Source organism: Geobacillus sp. WSUCF1, assembly GCF_000422025.1.
Taxonomy (GTDB): domain Bacteria; phylum Bacillota; class Bacilli; order Bacillales; family Anoxybacillaceae; genus Geobacillus; species Geobacillus zalihae.
The window spans coordinates 1-1,907 of record NZ_ATCO01000209.1; the positions used below are offsets into that span (position 1 = coordinate 1).

Genomic DNA, 1,907 nt, shown 5'->3' on the forward strand with positions numbered 1-1,907 from the left:
GTGTTTCCCCTCCGCTATCATCACTAGACAATCAACAGACAAGTCATATTATAATTAAATTTATTTATTTGTCAATAGGTCCTTGTTTTTGATTAGTGCTGTCATTTCAACGTGCTATCATAATATAACACGTTGGGAGTGGTTTGTCAACTCGACTTCCTGTGTTTGTTTTTCAACAAAACAACGACGACTATTTTTACATAAATGAAAAGCCCCCTGCTGCTTGTCTTTGCAGGGAGCGATCAAATTTATTTATGACGCATTTGCGGGAAAAGCAACACGTCGCGGATCGACGGCGAGTTCGTCAGCAGCATGACCAGACGGTCGACGCCGATGCCAAGCCCGCCTGTTGGCGGCATGCCGTACTCGAGCGCTTCAAGGAAGTCTTCGTCCATTTCATGTGCTTCATCGTTTCCTTGTTCACGCTCTTTCAGCTGCGCCTCAAAGCGTTGGCGCTGATCGATCGGATCATTCAATTCGGTAAAGGCGTTGGCATGTTCACGCCCGACGATAAACAGCTCAAATCGGTCGGTAAAACGCGGGTCGTCCGGATTTTTCTTGGCCAACGGTGAAATTTCAACCGGATGGCCATAAATGAACGTCGGCTGAATGAGGTGAGACTCGACTTTTTGTTCAAAAAATTCGTTGACAATATGGCCAAACGTCATATGTGGAGCAACTTCCACTCCATGTTCTTTCGCCAGCTCCCGCGCCTCTTCGTCGCTCATCTGCCGCCAGAAGTCGACGCCAACATATTCCTTGATCGCATCGACCATATGCAGGCGCCGCCACTCGGGCGTTAAGTCGACGACATGCTCGCCGTATTGAATTTTCGTCGTTCCAAGCACTTCAGTGGCAATGTGGGCGATCAAGTTTTCCGTTAGTTCCATGATGTCACGGAAATCGGCGTACGCCTCGTACAATTCGAGCATCGTAAACTCCGGATTATGGCGGGTGGAAATGCCTTCGTTCCGGAAAACGCGGCCGATTTCATACACTTTTTCCAAACCACCGACGATGAGCCGTTTTAAATGGAGCTCGATGGCGATTCGCATATAAAGGGGCATATCCAATGCGTTATGATGCGTAATGAACGGGCGCGCCGCAGCGCCGCCAGCAACGGCGTGCATCATCGGCGTTTCAACTTCCAAATAGCCACGGCTGTCGAGATACCGCCGCATCGATTGGATGATGAAACTGCGGGTGATGAACGTCTTTTTGCTCTCCGGATTCATAATTAAATCGAGATAACGCTGGCGATAGCGTTGCTCTATGTCTTTCAAACCATGGTATTTTTCCGGCAGCGGACGCAGCGCTTTCGTCAAAAATTCGTACGACGACACTTTGATGGAAAGTTCACCAACTTTTGTTTTAAACATTGTGCCGCGCACGCCGACGATATCGCCAAGGTCAGAGATTTTAAACAGTTCGTACTGCTGTTCGCCAACATCGTCTTGACGGACGTAAATTTGAATCTGCCCGGTGACATCCTGGATATGGGCGAACCCGGCTTTTCCTTTGCCGCGCTTTGTCATGATGCGGCCGGCGACGGCGACTTCAATTTGCTTTTCTTCAAGTTCCTCTTTCGACAAATCGCCGTACAGTTCGAACAGTTCTTGCGCTTTATGAGTGCGCTCGAACCGTTTGCCAAACGGGTCGACACCCAATTCCTCAATTTTTTTCAGCTTTTCCCTGCGGACGCGCAGTTGGTCGTTCAATTCTTCATGACTCATACCTCATTCACTCCATTTAGCGATTTTTTACGAAAAATACTGCCAGCGCTCGCTGGCAGTCCTCCGCTGCATGAACGTCATCTCCGTTGTGTGAACTACCCACACCTACGCTTCGCTTAGAGGTGGAGGCTTCAAGCGACTTGTGCGTGTTCGCCGAACGGTAAGCCACACACA

1 protein-coding gene is annotated in these 1,907 nt (G+C 49.2%); it reads right to left on the minus strand.

All coding sequences use genetic code 11. The features are described 5' to 3' along the window. Positions 1 to 248: 248 nt before the first annotated feature. The gene (lysS, locus tag I656_RS01230) at positions 249 to 1,733 is read right to left on the minus strand and encodes a lysine--tRNA ligase (protein ID WP_020756696.1); all 1,485 of its coding nucleotides are present in this window, start codon (positions 1,731 to 1,733) and stop codon (positions 249 to 251) included. Between the last annotated feature and the right edge of the window lie 174 nt (positions 1,734 to 1,907).